Annotated in this window: 14 protein-coding genes; 8 read left to right on the top strand and 6 right to left on the bottom strand. The window is 51.4% G+C overall.

Features of this window, described 5'->3' with window-relative positions:
• The first annotated feature begins 189 nt into the window (after positions 1-189).
• From LOC67_RS12000 to LOC67_RS11985, 4 genes are all read left to right on the top strand, one after another.
• Positions 190-5,211, top strand: coding sequence for a serine/threonine-protein kinase (locus LOC67_RS12000; protein ID WP_230262846.1), 5,022 nt, complete (start codon positions 190-192; stop codon positions 5,209-5,211).
• A 165-nt stretch (positions 5,212-5,376) separates the two neighbouring features.
• Positions 5,377-6,504 (top strand): alpha/beta hydrolase, encoded by a 1,128-nt coding sequence (locus tag LOC67_RS11995; RefSeq protein ID WP_230262845.1) that lies wholly within the window; start codon positions 5,377-5,379, stop codon positions 6,502-6,504.
• Between the two features lie 131 nt (positions 6,505-6,635).
• Positions 6,636-7,568, top strand: a complete 933-nt coding sequence (locus LOC67_RS11990) for an alpha/beta hydrolase (RefSeq protein WP_230262844.1) — start codon at positions 6,636-6,638, stop codon at positions 7,566-7,568.
• A 26-nt stretch (positions 7,569-7,594) separates the two neighbouring features.
• Positions 7,595-7,798 carry a hypothetical protein gene (locus LOC67_RS11985; protein ID WP_230262843.1) on the top strand — a complete coding sequence of 68 codons (204 nt, stop codon included), beginning with the start codon at positions 7,595-7,597 and terminating at the stop codon, positions 7,796-7,798.
• 552 nt (positions 7,799-8,350) lie between these two features.
• Here LOC67_RS11985 and LOC67_RS11980 read toward each other — a convergent pair.
• Positions 8,351-9,091 carry a DUF4262 domain-containing protein gene (locus tag LOC67_RS11980; RefSeq protein ID WP_230262842.1) on the bottom strand — a complete coding sequence of 247 codons (741 nt, stop codon included), beginning with the start codon at positions 9,089-9,091 and terminating at the stop codon, positions 8,351-8,353.
• A 414-nt stretch (positions 9,092-9,505) separates the two neighbouring features.
• On the opposite strand from LOC67_RS11980, the gene LOC67_RS11975 reads away from it, so the two are divergent.
• Together LOC67_RS11975 and LOC67_RS11970 are read left to right on the top strand one after the other, a co-directional pair.
• The gene (locus tag LOC67_RS11975; RefSeq protein WP_230262841.1) at positions 9,506-10,108 is read left to right on the top strand and encodes a DsrE/DsrF/DrsH-like family protein; all 603 of its coding nucleotides are present in this window, start codon (positions 9,506-9,508) and stop codon (positions 10,106-10,108) included.
• Between the two features lie 32 nt (positions 10,109-10,140).
• Positions 10,141-12,969 (top strand): EAL domain-containing protein, encoded by a 2,829-nt coding sequence (locus LOC67_RS11970; protein WP_230262840.1) that lies wholly within the window; start codon positions 10,141-10,143, stop codon positions 12,967-12,969.
• 22 nt (positions 12,970-12,991) lie between these two features.
• Here the strand turns inward: LOC67_RS11970 and LOC67_RS11965 are convergent, their stop codons facing one another.
• Together LOC67_RS11965 and LOC67_RS11960 are read right to left on the bottom strand one after the other, a co-directional pair.
• Entirely contained in the window at positions 12,992-13,381 is a 390-nt protein-coding gene (locus LOC67_RS11965) for a DsrE family protein (RefSeq protein WP_230262839.1), read from the bottom strand.
• Positions 13,382-13,452: 71 nt separating this feature from the next.
• The gene (locus LOC67_RS11960; protein ID WP_230262838.1) at positions 13,453-13,677 is read right to left on the bottom strand and encodes a sulfurtransferase TusA family protein; all 225 of its coding nucleotides are present in this window, start codon (positions 13,675-13,677) and stop codon (positions 13,453-13,455) included.
• Between the two features lie 606 nt (positions 13,678-14,283).
• On the opposite strand from LOC67_RS11960, the gene LOC67_RS11955 reads away from it, so the two are divergent.
• Both LOC67_RS11955 and LOC67_RS11950 read left to right on the top strand, forming a co-directional pair.
• Entirely contained in the window at positions 14,284-15,465 is a 1,182-nt protein-coding gene (locus tag LOC67_RS11955) for a hybrid sensor histidine kinase/response regulator (protein ID WP_230262837.1), read from the top strand.
• An 18-nt stretch (positions 15,466-15,483) separates the two neighbouring features.
• Positions 15,484-16,731 carry a glycoside hydrolase family 71/99-like protein gene (locus LOC67_RS11950; protein ID WP_230262836.1) on the top strand — a complete coding sequence of 416 codons (1,248 nt, stop codon included), beginning with the start codon at positions 15,484-15,486 and terminating at the stop codon, positions 16,729-16,731.
• A 9-nt stretch (positions 16,732-16,740) separates the two neighbouring features.
• Here LOC67_RS11950 and LOC67_RS11945 read toward each other — a convergent pair whose 3' ends face one another.
• From LOC67_RS11945 to ilvA, 3 genes are all read right to left on the bottom strand, one after another.
• Positions 16,741-18,444, bottom strand: a complete 1,704-nt coding sequence (locus tag LOC67_RS11945; protein ID WP_230262835.1) for a GH39 family glycosyl hydrolase — start codon at positions 18,442-18,444, stop codon at positions 16,741-16,743.
• A 195-nt stretch (positions 18,445-18,639) separates the two neighbouring features.
• Positions 18,640-19,197, bottom strand: coding sequence for an inorganic diphosphatase (locus LOC67_RS11940; RefSeq protein WP_230262834.1), 558 nt, complete (start codon positions 19,195-19,197; stop codon positions 18,640-18,642).
• A gap of 106 nt (positions 19,198-19,303) precedes the next feature.
• Positions 19,304-20,824, bottom strand: coding sequence for a threonine ammonia-lyase, biosynthetic (gene ilvA, locus LOC67_RS11935; protein ID WP_230262833.1), 1,521 nt, complete (start codon positions 20,822-20,824; stop codon positions 19,304-19,306).
• Positions 20,825-21,263: the final 439 nt, after the last annotated feature.

The following is a 21,263-nucleotide window of genomic DNA, read 5'->3' as shown; positions in this document are numbered from 1 at the left end:
TTGTTGGAAAAAGCAGCAACATCTCTCGCATGTACTAAAGTGCAAAACTGTCTCCGCTCAGCTTGGATGTTCGAATCGACTGAGCGAGGCGAGAATGGTGCGTCTTTCGTCCCCTCGAAAACTGCTCCGCTACCAAAACGCTGAAACCGAGTTGATAGCAGACACAAACATACGAGAGTTGCTCAATTGTTGCCTAGCAATACCGACTTGGACTCCATCCGTGAAGCATTTCTCGATATTTATGACTTGCCTAAAGACGGGCGCGACACAGCATTGGAGCAACTGAAACGCCAGCGTTCAGACCTTTTTGAAATCGTCAAACAATTGCTGGATGCTGTTGAGACTAATCCCAATGCGGCAAGAATAGATGCATTTAATTTAGTGTTCAATGCGTCTGCAGAAACCGAGCCAAGCATCGCTTCAGACACTCAAATAAGTGTCGGATTGCCAGGCGTTCTTAAGAGGCGAGGCAATCTATCAAACGAACTTCCTCGCGTACGTCTGCAACGAAGCCGAAGCCTACCTGACTTTTCGAATCGAGCGAAGGAAGGTCGCTACTTGATTCTTGAAGAGATCGCGCGCGGTGGAATGGGTGCGGTGTTTAGAGCTTTCGATACTGACCTCGGAAGGGAAGTTGGGATCAAAGTAATGTTGCCGCAACATCTAAAATCGATGTCTGTATTCAAGCGATTTGTTGAGGAAGCACAAATCGGAGGGCAATTACAGCACCCGGGAATTGCGCCCATTTATGACGCTGGCATGTGGGAAAATGATTGCCCCTATTTTGCGATGAAATTTGTCAACGGAGGCACTCTTGGTGAACTGCTAGACCACAGCGATGGCAGAAATGATCGTTCTCAGTTGCTCAATACATTTCTGCATGTTTGTCAGGCTGTCGGTTATGCCCACCAACAAGGCGTAATCCATCGAGACTTGAAGCCGGCAAACATCATGGTCGGAGAATTCGGAGAAGTGCTGGTGATGGACTGGGGTTTGGCAAAGGTGCTATCTGACAACGCTAAATCCGAAGCAATCGTCCGGGATGTAGATTTGCAATCACTTTCCTTGACGGAAGAAACTTGTGGTAATGAAAACACGATTCCGTTGGCCGACTTCGACTCCCGGGATGCAACTGAAGAGCTTGACACCAGACTTGGAAGTCTGTTGGGAACTCCCGGCTACATCTCACCGGAACAGGCGCAAGGGCGAATCAACGATCTTGGGCCAACGAGCGATGTCTTCTCACTAGGCGCGATTCTATTCAAGATCCTTACCGGCCAATCTCTCTACCAAGGCGAGAGCCAATTTACCATCATCAGTGACTCTCAGCAGTGTCAAATCGCTCGCTCGCTCAGTTTGCTTAACGAGACTGTTGGTGATCCTGTGCTACGAGACTTGGTTCGATCCTGCCTGGCTAAGGAACAAGATGATCGACCTCGTGATGCTGGAGACGTTGGACGGAGGCTTGAACAATACCTGACGTCTGTCGAAGAGCGTTTTCGAAATTCAGAATTAGAACTCGCTCGGTCCAAGGCTCGACTGATAGAAGAGAAGAAACGTCGCGTCTTTCAATTCGGCTTTGCTGCTTCCGTCATTTTTGCCCTAGCGTCATTAGCAGTTGGAATTTGGTGGGCAGAACACAAACAGGCTGCCTACGACGCATCTCAAGCCCTGCAAAAGGAGCAAACGATGCAACAAATCCAAGAAGACTTGACCCTTGCGGCAGCCTATGCCAGTCTGCAGGCTGATGAATTCCCGGATGAATCTGATCTGGAAGCTGCGAGGTCAGCACTTTCACGCGTCGAAAAAACATCGCTTTCACCTGCATTGGATTCTGATTTACTTCGACGCGCGAATAACATTAAAAGTCTCGTCGATGGTCGACTTCAGGAGCTGCACTTAGTGCAAGATCTTCAGTCAGCCTATGAGCGAGAGATGGAATTTCGAGCCTCTCAACGACGTCAACAACAACAGGCGAACCAGTCATCTGACTTCGATTGGTCGACGAGCCGTTCCGAAGATGGATCAAGTGAAGAACCTCCCGAGCCGATGCTTCGTGTCGAACCATTTGTTGATCCTGTAGAACGATTTTCTAGCGCATTTAAAAGATGGGAACTCTCACCGGAAAGCGACGTCTCTGAGACGCTGAAACTTCTGGAAAGCCTCCACAACAAACACCGAAATTTTGTAGTTGCCTGCCTCGATCGTTGGCGAGTCTTACTTGAAGAGAAGATTCCATTTTATCGTTGGCAACAATGTGAGTGGTCGAACCTGCAGCCGATCGTTCTTCAATCACGAGGTGGCGATAAACTTACCCCACTTGGCGATGGTTCAATTCTGGTCAGCGGTGAAAACGCTTGGGCCGGCTATGACCTGATCTTTGAATCGGATACGACACAGATATCTGCATTTCGAATCGAAGCTCTGCTACACGATTCACTTCCAAACCACGGACCGGGACGACAAGAGGGCTCCGGAGTAGGGACACTGGAAGGACTTAACATCGAGATTGCTCCAATCGGCAATTTTGAAAACAGACAGAAGGCGAGTGTCTCTTACGCCGTTTCGGATTACTCATGGCCGAAAGATCCGATTCGCAAAGATACCTGGCACTTAGGTTATAGCGGAGGCCGTCCGCACGCAGCCGTCTTTGTGCTCGACACGCCAATAGCCAGCGACAGCGGATTTCGAGTTTGGATCTCCAATAGAGATCGCAATCGAGATTTCCAATTTTCTGACGAATCACTCGGAAGATTCCGTTGGTCATGCACACATGATCCATTGGCAACAGAACGCATCTCGGCAGCGAAGCGTTTATGGAAGATTGTCGATCATTTCGACAAAGACCCTTGGCGAAAGCAAATTCGCTTGGGAGTCAACGAAACAAACATCGATCATGTCATCGAGTTGGGCTCCAAGGGTGTTACAGAAGCCACACCAATTGCTTCACTTGTCCAACTGGCAGATTGGATCGCCACAATCGACGATCAAACTCGGACCAAGTATTTGGCTGATTCGGTCGCATGGCAAAATCTAGCTGATCCAAAGCTGACCGCAAAAAATGGGACAAAGCTGCAGCGATTGCCGGATGGCTCCATTCTTGCAAGTGGTCCCAACCCGAATGACGAAGTCATCGAAATCGAAGCAAGTCTCGACAAGGACATGGGGGCGTTGCGACTACAAGCCATTCCCCACGATGTCGAGACAAAAGTGGATGGAAAATGGCAAACCTGGTCTCGATCGGGAAAGGAAGCGATTGGCGATGTCGGTTTACACGATGTGGCTTGTGAATTGATAGACGCAGACGGCAATTCCACGCCACTGAAAATTCGACCTATCGCCAACAACCTGTTTGGCGAATGGGGTTTGAATGATCAGATCTCCGATGGCAAAGGAGAAACATTTGCCCATCTTTGGACACATCAAAATGAGTTGAATATCTATTTTGCCCTGGAAGAAGTCGTCGAACTAAGCGACGAACGTAATTTGCGTCTGGTCGTTCGAATTTCCACTGGAATGGGTCAGGGCAATAACTTTGGACGCCTGCGTATCCAAACGGGATCTCAAAAGCCAAACAGCGAACGACTATTAATTGTTGCGGCGAATCTTCTCAGGAAAGCTGTTGAGCTCCAGCCTGATAGTTATTGGGCTCGCATGTCATTGTTATCTACGCTGTTTAGCTTGGACCAACCAGATCTCGACGAATGTCGAATCCATTCTGCCGCCGCAGTCGCCCTCAGGCCGACCCGTCTCGGTAGTCAAGTGATGGCACTTGAAACAGCACTCGCAGAAATCGAACAGGCTGAACTTGGTGAGCTCATCTCTGTCTCGAGATTGATCGATAGATTCGCCATCCATTTTCCGAATAGCCCGCTTACGAAGTCTTCGATCGAAAGACGAAGACAACGCCTACTGAAATTGGCTGAAAAATCACCGGAGCAGTTTGCTGAACATGAAAACCTGACTTTTGAAGCGTTCAAAGACGATGCAAGGCTGCTCAACTGGATGGCGATGCGATTGGAGTCGCAGTTTCCTGATCTGGCCGACAAGTTCTACCAGCGGTCTGCCGAGTTGGATCCGCAACCATATATTTTTTACAACATTGGAATGTTGGAAGGCGTACGCCGGAACCGTTTTGCTGAAGCTGAAGTTTATTTTCGCCAAGCCCTTGAACTAGATCCGAATTTTACAGAAGGACTTACCTCTTTGGCTGAGGTGCTTAGGCGACAAAACAAAGCTGGTGAAGCACTTGGCTTTGCCAAAAAATCAGTTCACATCGATCCGAACCGTCCGTTTGCACAAAATACTCTTGCACGTGTATTGTCCGAGCATGGTGAGCAAAGAGCAGCGGCCAATGCATTCATTGCTTCGGATGCGTTGGAACCCGGAAATATCTTTAAACTTTCAACGATTTCACGCGAGTATGCTTGGATTCATGAATTGGGTCTAGCACGGCAATACTACAAAAAAGCACTTGAGTTCGCACCCAACAATACGACCTTTATTGCTTTGGCCGCGGAGATGACCGCCAGGCTGGGAAATCCGGAGACCGCAATCATTGAGCTCAGCAAAGCCATTGAACAGCACCCAAACGATGGCGTCCTGCTCGCTGCGCGCGGAAAGATTTTCACATGGCTTGGAAACAGAGTCCGTGCGGAAGAAGATATTACCAAGGGATATGAGCTGAGTCCGAACGAAAATTTCCCTCGCGACACACTCATTAAGTGGCGGATCACGACAGATACATTTGACAAATTATTTGTCGGAAACCGAGAGCAGAAGTTCCGCATGCCGAATCTCCCAAATCCACTTTATTGGCATCTTGCCTATCTGCAGAAAACGCCCGATACGTTGCTGAAAAAAACTGAAAACTGGATCACCGAGAATCTTTCAGCGCTTCCCCGGTTTGAGACGCTTCGATCGCAGTCTGTCAGGGGGGCTATCCACTATCGCCTTGGTGAAATCGAAGAATCGATTGCACTGCTGCAAGAGAGCATCGAACTTCGCGGCGAGGCGGCTGGCAAAGAGCGTTTCGTATTGCCGATGGCGCTTCAAGCGGCAGGTCGAAAAGAGGAAGCAACAGAAGCATTCGAATCGGCCGAAAAGTGGCGAAAGAAAGTCGTGCCATTCGATCCATCCTTCTCGGCCATTCGTGAGGAAGCAGCAAGCTGCCTTGAAATAAAAGTGGAGCCTATTTCGACCAGCGAGTAGATCGATGTCACTCGCTTGGTCTTCTGAAGCTCCATCGCAATCGTGTATCGAGCTACCTTATCGGTGTCCGGATCGAATACACTGGCGGCAGTCAATCCGATCGTCGCGAACTCCTCGATCGGTGCTGAGAAACTGCCTCTCGATTCACTTCATAGGTCCAGGACCATGTCTCGTTTTCTAGACAACTTGCTATCGCTTCTTGCTGTTGTGATTGCGCTGACGTCAGGTACTGTCCTGGCGCAACAAAAAAAGCAAACTCCTCCGACGCGGTTGTTCGATGCTCCCGGTGCACCCTCGTTTAGTCGACTCGACGACAAATCCGGGCCCAATCCACCGCTCGATGTTTCCGGAAACTTTGTGATCGGTCCCGACTATCAGCCGGCGTCCGAACTCGATCCCGTTGAAGGGGTTCCTCAAGGCAAGGTTGAACAATTCACGATCGACTCCAGGCAAACGAAACTGTTCAATCCGGGAATCGCACGAAACGAGTTCGGAACGGTTGATCCTAACAACCCACGCACGTTAATCGTGGACACTCACCCGATCGACTACGAACGGAAGATCACGGTTTATATCCCTTCGCAATATGAACCGGGCACAGAAGCTCCTTTCATGGTGATTCACGACGGTCCAAAAGGGAAACCGAATATGATGATCCCACGGATTCTCGACAATCTGATTCACCAAAAGCGTGTTCCTGCGATGATCGCGATCTTTGTGGCCAATGGCGGCGGTGATGCGCAAGGACACGAGCGGGGAAAAGAATACGACACGATGTCAGGGGCCTATGCCGAGTACATCGAAACGGAAGTCCTACCACGCATACAAGAAAATTATGGTGTCCGATTGACGCCTGATCCCGACGGGCGAGCTGCCATGGGTAGTAGTTCAGGAGGCTCCGCAGCATTGGCGATGGCATGGTATCGGACCGACCTCTACCACCGAGTCCTGACCACATCGGGAACGTTCGTCAATCAACAGTGGCCATTCAATCCCGCGACACCGGGAGGCGCATGGGACTTTCATGAAACGATCATCCCCAACAGTCCCGAGAAGCCACTTCGAATCTTTCTGGCCGTTGGAGATCGGGACAACCTCAACCCGAACGTGATGCGTGACGGAATGCATGACTGGGTCGAGGCCAATCACCGTATGGCAAAAGTTCTAAAGACCAAGGGTTACGAATACCAATACCTGTTCTGCCAGAATTCTGGACACGGTGTTCGCAACGCCAAAGAACAATTTCTGCCTCACGCGATCGAATGGGTTTGGTTCGGATACAAAGCGAAGTAGGAGAAGGAATTTCCGATCCGTTGCAGATTACTGTAGTGGATCTTGTTAAAGATCCTTGATGGCTAGGTTTTGCTCACGGGATCTTTGACAAGATCCACTACGATTCGTTGTTTCGAATATCGAGATACCTCATGCGTTTGCTGATTATTGCCTTGGGTCTTGCCCTATTGAGTGGACATACTTCTGCTCAGCAGGTTGCTCGGTATCAAATCACACCGACGGCTGCGAATGTGTCTTATGGTTCGCATGAACGTCAGGTGCTCGATTTCTGGCAAGCGAGCGAATCTTCCCCGTCGCCGCTTGTTATCCATATCCATGGCGGCGGATTCGTGGGCGGCGACAAAACCAAGCTAAGCCAGAAAGTTCTGAAATCACTACTCGATTCCGGAATCTCTGTCGCGACCATCAACTACCGCTTCTTAGCTCATTCACCGCTACCTGCGGCTCACGATGATGCCGCAAAGGCGATTCAGTTTCTTCGCAGTAAAGCTGATCAATGGAAGATCGACAAAAACCGAGTGGGTGCGGTCGGTGGTTCTGCCGGAGCACAACTGGTGATGTACCTCGCATTCCACGACGACTTTGCCGATCCCAGCAGCGATGATCCGATCGAGCGACAATCCACTCGCCTCACTTGCGTCGCATCGAATGCTGGCCAAGTCACGATGGCGATGAAGTGGTGGGACGCGAACGTTCCCGGCTATAAAGACCGCTCAAGTAAGAAAGGGGAGACCGCCAGATATTTTGGAACATCCAGTGATTCTGAAGTCCAACGGATCAATCAAGAAATCGCTGCCCTCTCGCTGATCAGCTCAGATGATCCGCCTGTCTATATGACCTACGCGATGGATCCTGCAGATCCCGCCCCCAAGGAACCGCGACTGCGAAACGGATGGATGATCCATCATGTCAATCATGGCCTCGCTCTCAAAGAACGATGCGATGAACTGGGCGTCGAGTCCTATCTCAACTATCCGGGCACCAACCCCGAGTATAGAAACGCGACTGAGTTTTTGCGGGCGAAGCTACAAGCTGAGGTAGTGGATTTCGTTAGAGATCCTTGAGTGCTAGGCGGTTTCCGACGGGATCTTTGACAAGATCCACTACGATCCGGGCTTGCCAACGCGTTTGCACCCGAGAAGAAATCGGCACGCAGTCGGCATTCAAAGAAATTGCCACAGACGTACGGCTTCGGTTCTCACACTACAGGGGCGAATTGGCGATCGACAATGGGATGGCACCGATTTATTACCAAGCCGCCGCCCCAGACACCCCGTACGATTCGATACAGTAAGTCGGTGATTTTCACTCTCAACATGGACCACCGCTCGAGGAAGGAACGACAATCTTGATTCGCGGCTTCCGAGACAACGCTCGCTCCAGCGTTTCAGACTATTGCGTGAAATTGCTGGTCGAGGAACTTACTCCGGTGAATTGATACGCCACCCATCACGCTTGCGGTGAATCCGTGCAGATCGTCGAAACATGCGTTTCAATTTCCTAAAGACGCATAGCGTTGGTGTTGACTGAGACGCCGCGAAGGATTTTTACTAGCCGGCCGTCAGCTCGGCGTCCTCGGTCCAACGCATTGTTCTGGCTCGGCTCGAACGTACTCGTACTGAGCCGTAGCCCAGTGCTGTTGGTGACTCGGCAACGACGTCACGGCTCGCAATCAAACGGGTCAACACCGAAACGATCCGATGCAGTATCCAGTTCAACTCGGCGTGACGATTGTGGTTACAGATTGGTTCAATTGTTGATGCCGCGATTTGAGTACGAGTTCCGCGAGGCTGAGTACGAGTACGATGTTTTCAATGCGAAAACAAACCGACTTTCGTTTTTAAACCTACGTTTCGTCTCTTTCCCACGGGCTCGATTCGTCTTTTCGTTCGGCGTTTGCGCCAATGCGGAGGTCAGCGAGTTTGGCGACGGATGGGTGGTCTTCGACGATTTGTTCTAAACCGACGATTCGGCAGTCTTTCGGATCATCGGTGGTTCCGCAAAGGAACTGCCAATCGCCATCTTCGTCATGACTGACATACAGTACCGGATGGTCTTCCTCGATGACTTGGCGAGTCGTGTAAACGGCCGCATTCTTGGCTTCTAGAAATGGCCACGATGATTGCGTTGCCAAGACTGGCTGTGATTGGAGTAACTGAGACTCAAAGCCATCTTCCCATGGAAAGTATCCGTTGCGGTCCGGCCAAACGCATTGCAGCATCGGGAAGTCGTCGCCTTCGTAGAACCACCTGCCGTACCCGAAATATTCTCGGTAGTGCTCGTCTCCGACCTTTCGAAAGACGCAAACGTATTCGTCGAGCACCTCATCGCTTGATCGCCAATCGTCAAACTGATGCCCATCATTTATCAGTTCGGCAACCGTATTGACGATCTGGCCCATTAAATCAGTGTCATTCAAACCGAGGATGCAGATCTCCGGATGTCCGAAAGTATGAAATAGCCCGACGGTGAAGACATAAGCCGGCCCCGACTCATCCTCGCTGATTCCGACGAGGTGCCAACCGTGGCTTTCGATGTTGCGAAGCAAAACGCGGTCGTCATCATCATCGGGTTTTGTTCTGACCATTGAAGGCTCTCGGGGCACAGTACAAGTATTCGTTCGGACAAACCTCGATTGTAGGCGATCGACGATCGATCGGTCGACGAGATGCAATGTTGACCGGTCCGCCGAACAACTCCACGCAACCGAATCCCCTGGACAAATGCAATTTCAACGGCGATTGAAATAGATTTCTTTCCCTCGGAACGCCTCGCGTTGCCCCACAAAATTGACGTTGTTCCCTCATCCGCTGCTGTGACCGCATAACCAGTAGAAAACCGAACGTCGCTTTATTCGACAGGTATCCTCCTGCATTTCGACCATTCGGTCGCCCGTGCGTGTAATCGGTTTCCAATGGCATCACAAATTTCTATGGCGTTTGACAGCTGTTCAAACGCTTTGAATTGAATTGTCTCGAGAACATGACCGCTGAGTTTAAGAATGCAAGGAACCACATCTGAACCGGTAAGCGAAGCCCTGGAAGGTACCGAAAGGCTGCAAAACATTGAAAGCCAAATCGAATCCCTGCAACAACAGCTCGAGCAACTCAACGAATCAAAAGCCGACACCAACCAGTTGAATTTGGTCGTATTCGAAGGCTACAAAGATCGCTTGTTGGCAGCCTTTGTGATCGCAACGGGCGCAGCGGCGTGCGGCATGGACGTGCGAATGTTTTTCACTTTCTGGGCAACTCCAGCCTTGCGTCGTGGCGGGGTCACCGCTGGTAAAAAGTCGCTGGTAGAAAAAGCATTTGGATGGATGCTGCCCGGTTCGCCCAAACAGACCAAGCTTTCGCAAATGGATTTCTGCGGCGTCGGCCGAGCCATGATGCACCGAGAAATGCAGCGTAAAAACGTTGCGGACCTCGACACACTTATCAGCACGGCTGCCGACCTGGGCGTTCATATCCAAGTCTGTGAAATGTCCATGCGTCTAATGGGAATCGATCGATCAGAAATCATCGAGTACCCGAACTTGGATTACTGCGGTGTGGCGACTTTCGTCGGTCAAGCTTCCCAAGCCAACACAACTCTATTCATCTAGGCTATCTCCAAAAGCGTCGGAAACGTGTAGCCATGATGGTCAACGCCAAAGTCAACAATCAACCCACCGCCTCGGTAAGCGAACCGACAGAGCTGCTTGAACAAATCGACCGTTGGTTGGACGAAGTCGCAGATAAGCCAGCAGACCAAAACTGCGAAACGATCGATAGTACACCGGCAGAACTGCTGAACTCACTTGGTCAACTCCGCGAACTACTATCGCAAAAAGACGCCGAACTGGACCGTTTGACGCGTCAGTCAGATTCGCTTGCTGCGGCACAAGCCGAAGCGATCGTTCGCTCGGCTGAAATCATCGACGAGCTGGAACAAACTAAAAAGCAACTGTCCGATGCGCGTTCTGCAGCTGAGCAGTCTGCCAACGATACGAAGCGGCTCGCCGATACGATTTTCGAACGTACAAGCGATTCCGTCTTGGTCTTTGATCGCCAGGGCTGTTCGGCTTGCAACGACAATGCCACCGAAATGTTCGGCATTAAACGTTCGGCGATGCTGCGGTCGGGCTGTGACTTTTTCAGAACGTTAAAACTGGAAGATGGATCCGACGCCAGTTCGACGTTGAAGTCCAGCATCAGGCAAACGGACCAGGTTAATTCCCAACGTTTCGAAGCTCAGGTCACCCGGCACGACGGAACTTCGTTTTGGGCCGAGTTCACGTTTAGCCCTTTTGTAATCTCAGGCGGCGACCAAGTCCTGGCGATCGTTCGTGACATCACAGCGAGAAAACAATTTGAAGCCGAACTACGCCGACATCGAGATTTCCTAAATCGAATCGTCAGTGCGGTTCCGGATCAACTAAGCGTCCGCGCGTCCGATCACCGAATCGTTGTGGCTAACCGAGCGTTCTTAAACGCCCATGGCGTCACCGAAGAAGACATCGTTGGCAAGCTTCCCGATCAGATTGACGTCCCATGCCTTCGTGAATTTGATCCACAAATCGATGCTTGTTTTGCAGGTGACGTTCCACAATCGACGTGCGTGGATAGCTGGGTTGATGATGAAGGCAATCAACACTATTCCGCCAAACGTTATTCGGCCTTCACAGACGAATCGACATCGGATCGTTTTGTTATCGCGACATCGCGTGACATCACCGACGACCGTCAGCGTGAACACCGCCTGCGTCTCCTTGCCAGCGTGTTTGAGGAGTCTGCCGAAGGCGTCGCGATTTTGGACACCGCCGGGAAAATTCTCGAAGCCAATCCCGCATTCGCAAGGATGACCAACATCGGCACAGGAAACGCCGTGATCGGACAACGATTCGCGGATTTGATCCATGTCGAGGCGGACAGTGTGCTGCGACATGTTGCCGAAGCCGCCAATGGTCAATCGTGGTCAGGAAAAATCCGCTTGGCGAGTGAATCAGAAGTTTCCGAGCACATGCAACGAACCTTCTGGGTCTCACTTAGTCCCAGCGATGGAAATGTCGATCGACAGATCATCGCGTTGACGTCCGATATCACGGAGCTTGAAAACAGCCAGGCCCAGTTGCATCACCGGGCGATGCACGACAGCTTGACGGGATGTCCAAACCGAGCTTTCTTTCGCGAAATGATCGTCAATCTGGTCAATCGCAAGGCATCCAATGCGTCACAGTCGAATGCCTTTTCGATTTGCTTCTTGGACTTGGATGACTTCAAGCATGTAAATGATTCCGTCGGTCATGCCGGTGGCGATCAGCTTTTGCAATTCGTCGCCGACCGAATCATCGAAGTGGTTGGAGGCGACGCATTTGTCGCTCGTTTTGGCGGTGATGAATTCGCGATCCTCTTTCGTGATGCCCACTATGATTTGGCAACTCAGCAAAACTTGCTGTCCGCATTGATCGATGAATTCAATCGCCCATTTGCCTTGACCGAATCCGAAGCTCATGTCGGATTAAGCATCGGCGTGACTCGGTTCCCAAAAGATTCTAGCGATACCGAAACGCTGATGAGCTATGCGGACACCGCGATGTACGCGGCCAAACAATCAGGCAAGAACGCGGTCGCGTTTTTTGAACCGTCGATGCAGTACCAAGTCGACATGCGGCAGCAGGTTCAAACGAAACTGCGTGGAGCGATCAATAACGGTGACGTTGAATTGTATTTTCAGCCGAAGGTCAGGGCTTCGACCAGAGAACTGGTATCTTGCGAGGCTTTGATCCGATGGCGAGATAGTGAAGGGCAGTTCGTCCCACCAAATACATTCATCCCAATCGCCGAAAACTCTGGGTTGATCAACGCACTGGGCGAATACGTCTTCGAAACTGCCGCAAAGCAAGCTCGCATTTGGCATGATCAAGGAAACCCGCTAAGGATTGCGGTAAATGTTTCACCAATTCAACTCCGTAGCGCCGACTACGCCCAATCACTGGTGCGAATCTTAGAACGAACCGGTGCGAAGGCTGAATGGCTGGAATTGGAAATTACCGAGAATGCGATCATGAGCAATGTCGAGTATTCGACGATGGTGATCGAGAAGCTCTCCGAAGCTGGCTTTCGGATAGCGATCGATGATTTCGGCACCGGACATTCCTCGCTTAGCTATCTGAAGACATTTAATGTTCACACGCTAAAGATCGATTTGTCCTTCATACGCGACGTCATCCACGACCGATTTTCGCGTTCTATCGTTCAGTCCATCATCTCGCTCGGACGAGGTTTGGGATTGACGGTCGTTGCCGAAGGGGTCGAAGTCATCGAACAGGTGGAGTACCTAGCGAAACTTCGTTGCGACGAGTTGCAGGGATACTACTTCGGACGACCGATGCCGGCCCAAGAATTTGAGATATGGCGTAGTAAGTACACTCCAATGAAAGCCGAAGATAACGCCGCGACACCGGTGCGTTGTTTCGATTGGTGATGTAAAAATGAATCGCGATGCTCTAGAACGACATCGTGGTTCCGCCGATCGCAAGATCGAGCACCGCAGTGAATCCTCCGATCTCGATGCCTGGAAGCTTTTCGATCTCGAGTTTGCCCCCCGGTGGTCCGACGCTGCAAGTGGTATGGCAGACCGAACAAAGCATGATCTCACCACCGGCATCGACGTATTGCTCGATCAGCTCAGAAAGCGGCGGGAATCCTTGAACGGCGATCCCCGACGAACTGCCTTGGTAGCCCCAGACGGCACCGTCGCTGGTTAAAAAAACTGTTGTCGGCCGACCGATGGCGATCGAAGCCAGCCCGCAAGAAAATGCCATCGTGGCATTCTTTCCGTTGTCTGACTTTCCTGAAGTCAGAACAATGACGACCCGTTCATTCGTTTTTGACATACGGCATCTGCTTTCAGTAAGGCAACATCGGATCGTTTAGGAATTGCAGATCCTTGCCTGAAGGTGGTTGATTACGCCAAGATGATTACGGCCAGTTGCTCATCATCATTCTGTTCAAAGCTCTCGATGGTATGTCCCATCCGCCTGGCCCATGCTTCGACATCGGGCTTGAAAGCTAGATCCGTCGCGGTCACTTCGATTTTGTCTCCCGACTCGGCCGCGCGCGCGGCCTTGGTCAGTTCCACGATCGGCATTGGGCAATTCAGCCCACGACAGTTGAGGGTATGAGTTTTCATGCAAACTCCATCGACGGGCACATGGGATAACTTTTCTGATTCTGTGCACTTCTCAGTCGTGGAACGACAACCGACGTCCAACCGCCTGCATTGACTCGTCTGGTGCGAATGGGTTGAACATGCGGTTTTGCTCGTTTACAGCGAATCGAATATCTGGTCTCGGATTCAACCCATCGCGATTCCACATCGCCCCAAGCTAGTGCTTCGTTCCAAACTCGATATTAGGATTTGCCGTATGGCGTTTGCCACGGTTTCAGTGCAATCACCGGGGCTGCCAACGCCCGTCGGCTAATGCCCCGAACCCGTATTTTCATATGGAACGAGGCACAAACGCTGCGATGACAAAGCCGAACTGCCCCACCGCGACAGAAAGACCTGCACGGATGCTGGGTCAACCGTTCGACAAAACTTGGTTCCTGAATACGCGATGTGGAACAAGAATCCAATTTGCGATTCACCGCGATGGTCATCCCTCAATGAATGAAAGCCTCATCGGAACTGGCGATGAAGCACAGTAGGTTTGTGGGAATTTCACCCACAAGCCAAACCCCCAAGGGTCCCACAAAGATCTTTCCGACGTTTTTCGCGATCGATAAGGAGAACGCGATGGCTACCAAGCGGCCAACCATACTTATTGTTCAGCGTTGTACTTCGGATGCAGAATCAATACGCGACCTATTGCCGGAGTCGTTTCCTCGAAATGTTCATCTCTTCTGTGACGGGGGCGATTCGATTGCTGTCGACCAGCTACGGACACAAAAGATCGATTGCGTCATCCTTGATCCAAAGATTTCAGATGGCAGTGGCTGGCGTCTACTGGATCAGGTAAGAAGCCGCGTCGTTGACCTGCCAGTCATTGCGATGTCCGATCGAGGTTGCGAACGCGAAGTGGCGCAGTCAATCAAAAGAGGCGCCCATGACTACTTGGTGCTCGGAAAAACATCGAGTCAACAATTGCGGACTGCAATCGAATCGGCCATCGCCGCGGTCAAAAGGGAACAAAAAAAGGAAGCTCGAAATCGAGAGCTAGAAGAATTTGCGCAAGTCGCAGCGCATGATTTAAAAGGACCGCTAACAACAATTCAAACCTGGATCGAAATCTTGGCTGATGGCGTCATCGGACAAGTCGACGAAGAAGCCCGTTCGCTACTGCACAAAGTGAATTCGAACACGATGCAGATGAGTGAGCTACTGGATTCGCTGTTGGCCTACGCACAAACTGGCCGGACAAAGACTGCTTTCAAACAAGTCAACCTTGGCGATATTGTTGACGAGGTAATTGACAGCCTTGACTCGACAATCAAAGAAAAACAAGCATTGATCGAACGATCGCCGTTGCCCACCGTCCTTGGTGATCCGATCGCGATACGTCAGCTTTTTCAAAACCTAGTCGCCAATGCACTGAAATTCTGTCGCAACCGCCAGCCAGTCGTCAACATTGTCGCCAGCGATCGCGGCACCTGTTGGCGTGTCTCAGTCGTCGACAATGGAATCGGAATCGCAGAGGAAGACGTCGACACTATCTTTAGGCCCTTTCACCGGCTTCATTCGCAATCAGAGTTCGAGGGAACAGGACTTGGTCTGGCGACTTGCCAAAGAATCATTTCTCAGCATTCCGGTCACATCGACGTCGAATCAAGACTCGGCGCAGGCACCACATTCCATTGTGCGTTTCCAAAGATCCATCCGAACAGAAAATACGGTTTGCGAGGTCCCCGAGGGCTTGATCGAAACCTTTACAGACTTCGCACAAGACGGAGACTACAATCGAGCTCAAGAAGTATCTGAGTTCTCACGAGCAGGATCATGCCTTTCCCAACTGGTGCTTTACGCACATTCCTTCGACGACTGACCATCGTCGTTTTTTGTTGGCTGTTCATCGCCCCAAATGTCAGTTGTGCGCAGTCTGATCATCAGCTGCGAAAAAGCCCCTCGACGTCAGTGCTGGTCCACTACATGCCGTGGTTCAAAGCGGAACCAGAGGACGGCCGGTGGGGATGGCACTGGACGATGAACCACTTTGACCCGAACGTTACTGTTCAAGAGCGGCGTCAAATTGCTGCGAATCATTATCCATTGATCGGGCCCTATGATTCGGGCGATGAGGATGTGCTGGAATTCCATTTGTTGACAATGAAGCTAGCCGGCATCGACGGAGTCATCGTCGATTGGTATGGCCTAAGCAACTATCGAGACTATGCAATCCTACACCGAAATACGACACGACTTCTTCAGCAATGTGAACGTCTGAAGATGAAGTTCGTGATCTGCTATGAAGATCAAACGATCCCAGCCTTGGTCGATGCGAAAAAGATTCCTCCCGACGGAGCCGTTGATCATGCCAGTGAAGAAATCAATTGGCTTTCACAGTATTGGTTCAAATCGGGAGCCTACGTCAAGTTAGACGGTAAGCCGGTCCTCCTATCATTCGGCCATTCTGGATTGACAGATGACCAATGGAAAGCGTGCCTGGATCGGCTAAAAAGTCCTGTCCTTTACTTCAGCCAAGACTATCGTCGAGATGGTGCCGCGGGTGCGTTCGGTTGGCCTGCACCAAAAGTCGGCCTATCTCAGGTTGACCGTTTCATTTCTGAATCGAAGTCGTGGGAGCGATCGATCCCGGTGGCCTTTCCGCGATTCAATGACATCTATAAAAAGGCTGGAATCAACGAGGGATATCCTGTCTTACCCGATAACAAAGGTCAGACTTTCAAATCGACCTTCACGAAGGCGATTGGTTCCAAAGCTGCAATCGTTCAAATCGCGACATGGAATGATTGGGGAGAAGGAACGCAGATCGAGCCGAGTGTCGAATTTGGTTACCGGGACTTGAACTTTATCCGATCAGTCTGTGTTCCAAGTCCGAACAGTTCGCCTCCGGATGAATTGGAACTGCTGCGAATCCCGCTACGTCTGTACGAGCTAAGACGTTCCACTTCGCGTGATTCTTTGCAGCCAGCTCTGGATGAGCTGGTTACAAAAATCATCGCCGGTGACACACCCTTCGTGCTAAAACGACTCGAAGAACTTGAAAAGCTAACACCCAGACCGTAGCCGGTCACACTACCATTTCAAGACAACCAGCGAGACGCCTTGTCTTGGTAAAACAAAGGAGAGACTTGCATTGCCTTGCTGGACGTCAACATCGGCAGGTGATCCCTGAAGGCGAGTTAGCATTGAAGCAGTCTGCAGTTGGTTGTACTGACGGCTATTGGGTGCAACGGGCGATCCCATCTTCCTCCACTCCGCATAGGAATTGCTGTGATCTTCATCGACGCGGTAATGTGAAAGCGCCGCGTTCTCGATCGACATCGGAAGTCCAGAAACTTGGAGGGTTACAGCCGCGTCTGCACCGTCAATGTCATCGTCGTGGTAATGCCATACCATGATCGATAGTTGTTGCCGCTGCTGGTCGAGACTGGCGATGGTTCCAACATCCGCCTTTCCACGGACGCCTGATGACATGATCTCGTCCAGCGATAACTGATGGTTGCTGGTCGCCTTCACCCGCTGCTCTCCCATCTGGCTAAACATTCGCATGACATTGAAAACCGGCAATGCCAATCCGTTGCTAGCCATCTGGCGAAAGCCTGCAAAATATGGCTGGTCTTCAAAGGTGAAAGACCACGACAGGGCGCCTTCCAAATTGACACCGTGCCGATCCGCTAGGTCATGCTTCCGCGCAAAACTGGCGGCGGTATAGCTGGAATAGACCGTTCCATTGCGATAGGAAAACATCGGTCCTTGGCATGCGGCGCAGCCTTCCGGGTCGGACTCACCAATCACAATCGGCGTCGAACGCAATTGTGGGAATGATGCGACGATCTGAAAACCATCGTCAATCGTCCTCAATTGATTCGAAATCCCCATACGAATGTGACCGTCGACAAACTGGGGCGCCCCCTTGGCGTGAAACGAGACGAAATCGAGTGGCGTCCCGACTTCACCGCTCGCGTAGTTGGTGCCGCTCAAACAGTGCTCAAAGAATTCTCGAGTCCATCGCCCACCGCTTCCAGCAGAATCCGGACCTCCCACGCGCGCGGTTGGAAGAGCGCGTCGTACTCCCGCGATCGCATAGTCGTGCAGTTTGTGGAACTCTTCGTTACTGCCGGTGAAATACCCTGGCCGATTCGGAGCCCCAATGTTGGCTTCGTTCCAAGTCTGCCAATACCATGATTCGACTTCTTCGCGACCATAGCGTTCGACGCAGTGTTTCACCCACTGGTAAACTAGCTCGCTCCATTTGTCATAGTCTTTCGGCGGGTAACTCCACCCGGTAAAAACCTGTTCGTATGGCATCCCTGGACGCCATTCGTGTCGATAGGGTTCTGGTTTCGAAGAAAGCTCTCGTGGCATAAAGCCAATCTGCGCATAGGGACGAACACCACGCTGCAGATACGAGTCAAAAATGCCGTCGACGATTTTCCAGTTGTATTGCGGCTGCCCGTCTTCGGTTTCGCTGTACACATCCGTCGATCCCCATTTCAAAGCTGGGGTCCCGTCACCTGATGTCAACAAGTTATGAGCACGAAAGAATACTTCTTGGGGACGAAGCAAACCGATGTCTGAAAGCAGCTTTTGACCGTCTTTCATTGTCGCATAGTTCGGTTCGTCAGCACCAAAAAACCGCCAGATCGGCTTCAATTGTCCTGTGGACTCTCCGGCATCGACGAGGACATCAACCTCGAACGGATCCGCCGCAGGCAAATAGGACCCCAGGGACAGATAGAGCGTAAACGTACAAAGCAAGAATCGCGTTGCAGACATCAGTGGCGTAAAATTGGGAGGAGAATAGATCGCTTTGCAATTTGGCTGATTGCACGAGGCGTCCAATGCAACGCCTCAGAATTCGATCGCCCCATTGTATCCGACCACGACGCCAAACGCCGATCGACGCAAAACTAATTTGATGTCTGTACTGCGATTGCCTGTGTCCGAGAAACCGTTGTCTCAGGAAACAGTTTATTTGTTCAAGAACTTGTCGCGATAGCCTTGAATCGACTCGTTGATCACTTGATGGGCAACGCTGGCTGGTGAGAAACCTTCGACTTCGACATCTTTGTTTTCAAGCGTCTTGTAGTCCATAAAAAAACGGCGGACCATATCCAACCGATGATGCGGGAGGTCATCAAGTTCGCGAAAGTCGCAATACTCCGCGTCCTTTGTCGCAACCGCGATCACCTTGTGGTCACGCCTACCTTCATCGATCATCGTCATCAGCCCGATCGGCCGCACTTGCATCAAAGCCAGCGGAACCACGGGTTCCTGGCACAGCACCATCACATCAAGCGGATCATCATCGTCAGCAAAAGTTCCTGGGATGAATCCGTAGTTCGCCGGATAATGAACTGCCGAAAACAACACTCGGTCAACTTTCAGCAAACCCGATGCTTTGTCCAATTCATATTTGATGTTTCCGCCCAGCGGAATTTCAACAATCACGTTGACAATTTCAGGAGCTTCGTCGCCCGGTGAAACGCCGTGCCATGGATGGACGATGGTTGTTGAGCGTAGCGTCATCGTTTGTTATCCAACGGTTCTAAAAAGGAATGATCAGAAACCTGAAAACACACAGATCAAAAACGTCTGCCTTACGTGAAATGCGGACTTTCATCATGCGGTGGATCTATCGCAGGAACAAATGATAAACCGGATTTGCCGTTTCATCCGTGTATCGATAACCCAACTGATCCAAGAACTCTTGAAACGGTTTCAGGTCATCGTCGGGGATCTGGATGCCAACCAAAATACGGCCATAGTCGGCGCCATGATTTCGGTAGTGAAACAGGCTGATGTTCCAATCCGAATGCATGCGCGATAGAAACAACATCAGAGCACCGGGACGTTCGGGAAATTCGAATCGATACAACCGTTCGGCCCCACCCCGGTGGCTTCGCCCGCCGACCATGTAGCGCAAGTGCTCTTTCGATAGGTCATCATCTGCGAGGCTGAGCGTGGCGAAATCTTGCTCGGCGAGAGCCTGACAGATCGTATCGACTTCAGCACGATTCTTGATCGACAATCCGACCAGCACATGAGCTTCGGATTCATCGGAGATACGATAGCTAAACTCCGTCACATTCCTTTCGCTGATCGTCTTGCAAAGCCGTTTCAGGCTACCGCGTTGCTCGGGAATGGTGACGGCGAACAATGCTTCGCGTTCTTCCCCCGCTTCGGCGCGGTCGGCCACGAAGCGTAGACGATCGAAATTCATGTTCGCGCCACAGGTGATCGCGATCAGCGTTTCGTCGTGTAGTTCATGCCGTGCGGCGTACTGCTTCAATCCTGCGATCCCCATCGCGCCGGCAGGCTCTAAAATGCTGCGTGTGTCCTCGAATGCGTCTTTGATCGCCGCGCAAACGGCATCGGTATCGACCACGACATAGTCATCGACCAGCTCGGAAGCCATTTGCAAAGTCTCTTCACCGACCGCTTTGACCGCCGTCCCATCGGAAAACAATCCGACATCGGTTAGCACGACTTTTTGGCCCGCTTTGACAGATTGAACCATCGCATCGGAGTCTGACATCTGCACCCCAATGACTTTAATTTCGGGCCGCACGGCTTTGATGTAGGCGGCGACTCCGGATATCAGACCGCCACCACCAATTGCAACGAACACCGCGTGAATCGGGTGCTGGTGCTGGCGAAGGATCTCCATCCCGATGGTCCCTTGCCCCGCGATAACATCAGGATCATCGAACGGGTGGACAAACAAATAGCCATGCTCTTTTTGTAGCTCGATGGCATGGGCGAATGCCTCGCTGTAGCTATCGCCAAACAAAACGACTTGCCCACCGAGGTCGCGGACGGCATCTGACTTCAGCTTCGGTGTCGTCACCGGCATCACAATGTGGGCCTCACACCCAAGCCGCTGGGCACTCATCGCGACCCCTTGGGCGTGGTTCCCGGCGGACGAACAGATCACCCCATTGGCGAGCTGCTGCGGAGTGAGATGTGCCATCTTGTTATAGGCACCACGCAATTTGAAACTGTGAACCGGCTGAGTGTCCTCTCGTTTTAGCCAAACATGATTGCCCAGGCGGGCAGATAACTTCGTGGCGCGATCGAGAGCTGATTCAATCGCGATGTCATAGACCCGAGCGTTAAGGATGCGTTGTAAATAGTCGAGAAGCCGCGGGTTCATCGTCGAAGCCTGTGGTTGAATGTTGATTGTTCGAGAAAACTAACGTCCTATGAATCGACTGCAAACCTCTGTCATCCACGAAGCCACTATCATCCTCCCGCGGTGACCAGCATCGCCCTAAAACCGCACGAAGTATTTGTCCAGCAGATTGTTCGTCCGGCGACCGCTGCCGAACTTAGCCTGTCAGAGGCGACTTTTGACAAACCACCTACCTCGCCAAGACCTCCTATTCCCGCTTGAGGGTGTGGTTGATCTGGTGAATGAAAACCCGCACGTGGTTTTTACCGCGTCGTTTCCTTATCTGCTCGCCAGCGATAGATTTAGCAACATGAAAAACGCGACCAGATGATCCAAGTCGGCGGATGTCACCGGCGGTGCGATGTTGACACACCGGGACTATCTTTTCTAACTTCCCCCGGATGAAGTACGCGATCACTGT

Origin of the sequence: Stieleria sp. JC731 (assembly GCF_020966635.1) — a bacterium.
In the GTDB taxonomy this organism is placed as follows: domain Bacteria; phylum Planctomycetota; class Planctomycetia; order Pirellulales; family Pirellulaceae; genus Stieleria.
Note: the sequence above shows the minus strand (reverse complement) of the source record. Positions and strands in the feature narration are given on the sequence as shown.